At 64.1% G+C, this 7,138-nt stretch carries 7 protein-coding genes; all 7 read left to right on the top strand.

Translation table 11 applies throughout. The features are described 5' to 3' along the window. Positions 1–676: LysR substrate-binding domain-containing protein (locus VNZ93_RS02920; protein WP_325699825.1), on the top strand; the 676-nt coding region annotated here is incomplete at its 5' end. A gap of 61 nt (positions 677–737) precedes the next feature. Beyond that, complete coding sequence (locus VNZ93_RS02915) at positions 738–1,877, top strand: ring-opening amidohydrolase (RefSeq protein WP_325699822.1); 1,140 nt, start codon at positions 738–740, stop codon at positions 1,875–1,877. Further along, on the top strand, positions 1,865–3,094 hold the full coding sequence (locus VNZ93_RS02910) for an FAD-dependent monooxygenase (protein WP_325699819.1): 1,230 nt from the start codon (positions 1,865–1,867) through the stop codon (positions 3,092–3,094). Before VNZ93_RS02915 ends, VNZ93_RS02910 begins: the two co-directional genes overlap by 13 nt. Position 3,095: 1 nt before the next feature. Continuing rightward, entirely contained in the window at positions 3,096–4,076 is a 981-nt protein-coding gene (locus tag VNZ93_RS02905) for an ABC transporter substrate-binding protein (RefSeq protein WP_325699816.1), read from the top strand. An 18-nt stretch (positions 4,077–4,094) separates the two neighbouring features. Beyond that, the gene (locus tag VNZ93_RS02900) at positions 4,095–4,934 is read left to right on the top strand and encodes an ABC transporter ATP-binding protein (protein WP_325699813.1); all 840 of its coding nucleotides are present in this window, start codon (positions 4,095–4,097) and stop codon (positions 4,932–4,934) included. After that, positions 4,931–5,698 carry an ABC transporter permease gene (locus VNZ93_RS02895; RefSeq protein ID WP_325699810.1) on the top strand — a complete coding sequence of 256 codons (768 nt, stop codon included), beginning with the start codon at positions 4,931–4,933 and terminating at the stop codon, positions 5,696–5,698. The genes VNZ93_RS02900 and VNZ93_RS02895 overlap by 4 nt, the downstream gene beginning before the upstream one ends. A gap of 12 nt (positions 5,699–5,710) precedes the next feature. After that, positions 5,711–7,096 (top strand): amidase, encoded by a 1,386-nt coding sequence (locus tag VNZ93_RS02890; protein ID WP_325699807.1) that lies wholly within the window; start codon positions 5,711–5,713, stop codon positions 7,094–7,096. The last annotated feature ends 42 nt before the right edge of the window (positions 7,097–7,138 follow it).

Here is a 7,138-nt window from a genome sequence, read left to right as displayed (position 1 = left end):
GCGCGGCACGGTGCGGATCGCGTGCGCGGAATCGGCGGCGAACGATCTCATTCCGGAGACCATCGCGCGGTATCAGGACCGCTATCCTGGCGTGCAGTTCCAGCTGCTTGTCGGCTCGACCGCGCCGCTGATGGCGTCGCTGATGGCCGACGAAAACGACCTGCTGCTCGCGCACGATCCGCCAAGCTCCGACCAGCTCAACATCATCGAGAGCATCAAGCAGCCGCTCTGCGCCATGATGCGGCCGGGTCATCCGCTTGCGAAGCGGACCGCGATCCGTCTCGCGGAATGCCAGCCCTATCCGGTCGCGCTCGGTGTCGAGACCTTCGGCAGCCGGAGGCTGATCGATGCGCTGCTGACGAAGTCTCGTTTGACGCTCAAGGTCGCGATGGAGGCGAGCGCCGTTCAGCCGCAGAAGGTGTTCGCACGCGACACTGACGCGATCTGCTTCCAGTACCAGATCGGAACCGTGCGCGAGTCGCGCGACGGTGATCTCGTGGCGATCCCCCTGACCGATCCCGACCTCGCCAAGGGCCGCCTCGTACTCGCGTCCCGCGCCGGGCGCATTCTCCCGATCCCGGCGGCGAGCTTCGTGGAAACCTTGAAGCAGGCCCTGGCCCGCCTGTCCGAAGCCGCAGCGCCCGCGCAGCCGCCCCGGCGAGTGAGATCAAAATAGTCTCGCTCTGAGATAAACATGGTCCTATGCGCTTTCGGTGCGCCGCAGCAAACTAGCCACCATGCGCGCCAACGTCTTTCGACTGCCGATGCAGCATCCCGGCGACCTCTCGGAACTCGAGGGGCTGATCGCGCAGGAAATGCTTCGTGCAGATGAGATCATTGCGGTCATCGGCAAGACCGAAGGCAATGGCGGGGTCAACGATTTCACGCGGGGCTTCTTCACCCAGACCCTGATGGCGCTGCTGAGCCGCCATCTGAATGAGCCCGCCGACTCCCTGATCCGGCGCATTCCGTGCATCCTCTCGGGCGGCACCGAAGGCGTGCTCACTCCGCATTATGTCGTGTTGTCCCGCCGCGGTGCGCCGCTGAGCGAACCGGCGCCGTCCGGAGCTTTTGCGATCGGCACCGCGATGAGCGCCCCGGTTCCGGCTCACGAGATCGGCCGGGCGGCACATGTCGAGTCTGTTTCGGTTGCGGTCCGAAAGGCGATGGCGCAGGCCCATATCGCCGACCCCGACGACGTCCATTTCGTGCAGGTGAAATGCCCCTGCGTCACCTCGGCGCGCGCGGAAGCCGCCCGCGCGGCGGGAAAGACCGTCGCGAGCGCCGATCCGAACCGCTCGATGGCGCTCGCTCGTGCGGCTGGTGCATTCGGCGTTGCCCTTGCACTCGGGGAGATCGGCGCGTCCGAAGTCAGCGATACGGCGCTGTTGCAGAATTTCTCCGTGCGGTCCGACCGCGCGAGCATTTCGTCCGGTGTCGAGGTCGAAGCCAACGAAGTTATCGTGCTGGGCAATTCGCCGCACTGGTCCGGCGACCTGCGGATCGCGCATCGGGCGATGAGCGACGCGCTCGACATCGGCGCCGTAATGCAGGTGTTGTCCGATCTCGATATTTCCGCGGCCCCCCAGGTCTCGGTACAGGATCGGTCGCGCGTTCAGGCGGTATTCGTCAAATGCGAGCCTGACAGGCGCGGCCAGATCCGCGGTCAGCGCCACACCATGCTCGACGATACCGATATCAACGCGCAGCGCCACATCCGTGGTGCCGTCGGCGGACTTGTGGCCGGCGTTCTCGGCGACACGCGCATTTTCGTATCGGGCGGCGCCGAACATCAGGGGCCGGACGGCGGCGGACTGATCGCTGCAATAGCGGAGAAAGTTACATCGCGCGGCGGGGGTTCGTCATGCGCATTGTGATCGTCGGCGCCGGCGTCGCCGGCTGCATCATGGCGAAGAGCCTGTCGAAGCTGCCCGGCGCCGAGGTGATCTGCCTCGAGCGCGTCTCCGCGGACGATCAGTCGGATTCCGGGACAGGCTTGAATATCGGGCCGAACTCCGTGCGGGCGCTGCAATGGCACGATCCGGATCTTCTCGCGCAGATGGATGGGACGAGCTTCAAGTGGGAAAGCTGGCGCACGTCCCTGACCGATGGAACGGTCCTCTTTCATCTGCCGCTGGCGAAGGTCGCCGACAATCCGGGCCGCCGCATCCGCTGGTCAGAACTCTACCGCGTGCTGCGCGAAAGCGCAGGCGCGGTCGTCGCTTACGATTGCGACATCACCCGCGTTGCGCGCAGCGACAGCAATCCCGCGCAAAGCACGATCGAATGGACGCAGAACGGAGCGGCGAAGCGTCTCGACAGGATCGATCTGCTCATCGCTGCCGATGGCCGTTACTCGAACGTGCGCCGGGCGATATCCGGCGAGCCGGAGATCAAGCATGTCGGGATTGCGATTTCGCGCGTGCTCGTGTCGGACGACAGCGGCGGACTGATCGACGACTACGAGCAATGGTTCAACGGACCGAACCGTCTGCTCGCGTTCCGCGTGCCGCCGGGGCACATCTATGTCGCGGGCGCATTCCCGATTGCGCCGGAAAAGCCGATCCCCGATGCGATGAAAGCTGCGCCGGCGCTGCGCGCGATGTTTTCCCCCGCGAGTGGCAAGCCCAGCGATCAGTCGGTCTGGCTGATTGATACGATTTGCCGGGAGGCAGCCAACAACCACTGGGCGCGCATGCAGGAGCATGACGTGCTCTATGCCGACCCCGCCTGTAACGTGCTTTATCTCGGCGATGCGGCGCACGGCATGGTGCCGACGCTCGGGCAGGGCGCGAACCAGGCGATCGAAGATGCCTGCATCGCCGCCGACCACATCGTCAGCGCCTACCTGAATGGCAGCCGTTCGCCGCGGGCGTGGCTGATGGCGATCTCGCACGCGCGCAGCGAACGCGTGCGTTTCGTCATGGATTTCTCGCTCGCCGCCTCCGACACGATGATGGAAGGCGCCGACCCAGTGGCAGGATCCTTGCATAAAACCGAGGCTGACTTCCTGGCCAAGCTCAGCCGTGTGTATCGCGGCGGCCCCGGTCCGGACCGTGAACCGACATCTCACCCGCTCAAGGGAGTTGCCTGAAATGACGCAGAACCGGTTTCTTTCGACCATCGCGGCAGGTGCAATCGCACTGGCCGCATCGGTGACGGCGGCGGCCGCGCAGGACAAGGTCAAGGTCGGCGTGTTTCCGATCTCGTCGTCGCTGCCGTATTTCGTTGCAATAGAGAAGGGCTACTTCAAGGACCACAACATCGAGCCGGAGACCATCCGTCTCATGGGCGGTCCGCCGAATGTCGCCGCGCTGATGACCAACCAGATCGACGTCTCGGCAGTGCTCGTCACGCTCGAAGGGCTGAATGCGAACACCAAGAAGCCCGGCGTTGCGATGTATATCGCGATGCATAGCCAGACGCCGGAATACAAGATGGAGCAGTTCGTCGTCCGCACCGCGCTGCTCGACAAGGTGAAGTCGCTCAAGGACCTGAAGGGTCTGAAGCTGATGTCGGCGCCCGGGCCGGCCAATCTCAACACCGCGAAGGGTGTCCTTGCGAAAGTCGGCCTGAAGGATGGCGAGTATTCGATCGACCAGCTCGACATGGGCCAGCACGTCAATGCGATGAAGGCCGGCACCTTCGATGGCGGCTACACGCTCGAGCCGGGCGCCACCATGATGGAAAAGATGGGCGTCGCCAAGACGCTCGAAGCCGGCGTGATCTCCAAATACATCCTCGGCAGCGACAAGGCCGACGCCTTTGCCGCGGGCTGCGCATTCACGACCGACTTCATCACCAAGCGTCCGGATGTTGCGAAGCGGTTTGCGGATGCCTGGGGCAAGGCCGTCGACTTCATCAAGAAGAACCCGGCCGAGGCCCGCAAGTATCTCGCCAAGAACACCATGACGCCGGACGATCTGGTCGATAGCGTTCCGATGCTCGGTTACATCATGACAAAGGACATGTCGCCGGAGCAGCTCGGCTATCTGCAGAAATTTGCGGACTTCGGTACCGAGATCGGCGTCGTGCCGCAGAAGATCGACATCAAGACCGTCCTGAAGTCGTTCTGATCCAGAGGACCGAGGGGCATGGCGATGGCCGCGACACAGCCCGTTATCCGTCCGCTCGCGGACGACGTGCCGTCGTCGCCGGCCGTCGGCGCTTTCGGCAAGCGTCCGCATGTCACGATTCGCGGTCTGAGCAAGCGCTTCGACAAGGCGGTCATTTACGACAACTTTGATCTCGATATCCCGCGCGGTGAACTGATCTCGGTGTTCGGGCCGAATGGATGCGGCAAGAGCACCTTGATCAACATGATTGCCGGGCTGATCCCGGTCGATGCCGGCCAGATCCTGTTCGACGGCATGCTGCTGTCGGAAATCAAGTTCGGCTATGTGTTCCAGAATTATCGCGAGGCGCTGTTCCCCTGGATGCGCGCCTTCGACAACATCGCCTATCCGCTGAAGCTGATGAAAGTGCCGGCGGTTGAGCGCAAGCGCCGCACCGAAGCATTGGTCACGCGGCTCGGCGTGAAGCTCGATCTGAATAAATATCCCTATCAGATGTCCGGCGGACAGCAGCAGCTGGTGTCGATCATGCGCGCGCTGATCGTGGAGCCGGAAATTCTGTTCCTCGATGAACCGTTTTCCGCGCTCGACTACGAGATGACGCTGTTCATGCGGGAGCAGTTGCAGCGGCTGTTCATGGAGACGAAGACCACGACGGTTCTGGTCTCGCACGATCTGGAAGAGGCGGTGTATCTCGCGGATCGGGTGCTGCTGCTCTCGCGCTATCCAGCGCGCGTTGCTGATTTCGTGGCCTATGACGGCGAGCGCCCACGCACTGACGCGACGCTGTCCGATCCGGACTTCGTGCGGATCAAGGCGCATTGCCTCGAGGTGTTCCAGCGCGAGGTGAGGCGCTCATGACCCTGACCTTGCGCAAATTCGATCCGTTGCTGCCGCTCGTCGGCGTCGCCGTGCTGGTTGCGGTCTGGTGGGTTGCGACCGCCGCCAAATGGGTGGATCCGGTGCTGCTGCCGTCGCCCGCCACCACCTTCGAGGCTTTCTGGAAGGGCATGGATGGCGGCCGGCTCGGCTTCGACTTCATGAAGACCGTCTATCGCACGGTGATGGCCACGATGATCGCAGCGGTCATCGCGATCCCGCTCGGCATCATCCTCGGCTCGTCCGAACGACTGTACCGCTCGCTGGAATTCGTGATCGACTTCTTCCGGTCGACGCCGGCTTCGGCGATGTTCCCGCTCTTTCTCGTGCTTTTCGGGGTGGGCGACGAGACCAAGATCTCCGTCGCGGCGTTCGGCGCCATCCTCGTGATCCTGTTCAACGTGGCCTATGGGGTCATGAATGCGCGCAAGACGCGGCTGCTCGCCGCCAAGGTCATGGGGGCCTCGCCCTTGCGGGTGCTGATCGACGTCACGCTGCTCGAGTCGCTGCCGCAGACCTTCGTGGGCCTGCGCAACGGCGTATCGCTTGCGCTGGTCATTATCGTGGTTGCGGAGATGTTCATCGGCTCGCAGGATGGCCTCGGCCATAGCGTGTTCGAGGCACAGCAGCTGTTCGACATGCCGCGCATGTATGCGGCGATCTTCGCCGCGGGTGCGCTCGGTTATGCGCTCAATCTGTTATTTCTCCTGATGGAGCGGAGCTTCGTGCATTGGGGCGGCAAGTAGCCGCAACGCCTGATGCACACTGGGCCGAAGGCGGAGCTCTGGGCGCTGTCGGCCGCGGAGCTCGCGAGTGCATATCGCGAAGGTAGGGCGACGCCGGCGGACGTATTGGCCGCCATTCTCGCGCGGATCGAACGGGTCAATCCTTCGGTCAATGCGGTTGTCACCCTGGATCAGGAAGGCGCGGCGAAGCAGGCGCGGGCTAGCACCGAACGCTTTCGCAACGGCGCGCCGCTCGGTCCGCTCGACGGCATTCCGCTTACGGTGAAGGACAACATTCTGGTTGCGGGATTGCGCGCAACCTGGGGCAGCCGGCTTTACGCCGAATACGTTCCCGAGGCCGATGAGCCGCCGATCGACAGGCTCCGCGCGGGCGGTGCGATCATCCTCGGCAAGACCAACGTGCCCGAATTCACCTTGCAGGGGTACACCGACAACGCGTTGTTCGGTCCGACGAGAAATCCCTACGACCTTGCGCTCACACCGGGCGGCTCGAGCGGCGGCGCGGTCGCCGCGGTCGCGACCGGCATGGGGCCGATTGCCATCGGCACGGACGGGGGCGGCTCAATCCGCAGGCCCGCGGCTCACACCGGGCTTGTCGGCTTCAAGCCGTCACGGGACATGGTTCCACGCGGGAAGGGCTTTCCCGCGATCCTGCATGATCTCGAAGTGATCGGCCCGATCGCGCGCAATGTCGGCGACATCCTGCTTGCGATGGATGTGATCGGCGGCCCGGACTGGCGGCCGCGCGCTCCCGACGCCCGGGCGGCGCGCATTCTTTATATCCCGACTTTTTCCGGCGCGCCGGTCGATCCTGTCATTGCCGCCGCCGTCGCAGAGGCCGCGGTCAGCCTTGCGCAGCGTGGCCACAGCGTCGAGACTGCGCATGATTTCGACCTTGCCGCTCCGATAGCCGACATATGGCCGGTCATCAGCGAGACCGGCGCAGCGTGGTTGATGTCGCTCCACGGCGACCGCGACGACATGATCGGTCCGGCACTTGCCGAGATGGCGCGCAATGGCCGCAGCTACAGCGCGGCAGACTATCTTGCGGCTCTCGACACCATCAAGGCGGTCGCACGCGATTTCGACTCGCTGTTCCAGCGCTTTGACTACCTGCTCACACCGGCAGCCGCTGCGATGCCGTGGCCGGCGACGGAGGTGTATCCGCCGACGATCGATGGCCAACGCGTCGGTCCGCGAGGACATGCGATCTTCACGCCCTTCGTGAATGCTCTGGGTCTTCCGGCCCTCAGCATGCCGGCCGGGCAATCTGCGGATGGCTTGCCCATCGGCCTTCAGCTGGTGGCCGCGAGAGGCCGTGATGCGGAACTGCTGGCTTTTACGCGCGCCAGTGAGCGAAGCATCGCGCGGGGTGGCCTTGCGCCCGACGTCGCGTGACGCGAACGAGCATCAAACGCACGACAGCCATCAGGCATCATG

Source organism: Pseudorhodoplanes sp. (genome assembly GCF_035565795.1).
GTDB lineage: Bacteria > Pseudomonadota > Alphaproteobacteria > Rhizobiales > Xanthobacteraceae > Pseudorhodoplanes.
This window is presented reverse-complemented; position numbering and strand designations above follow the sequence as displayed.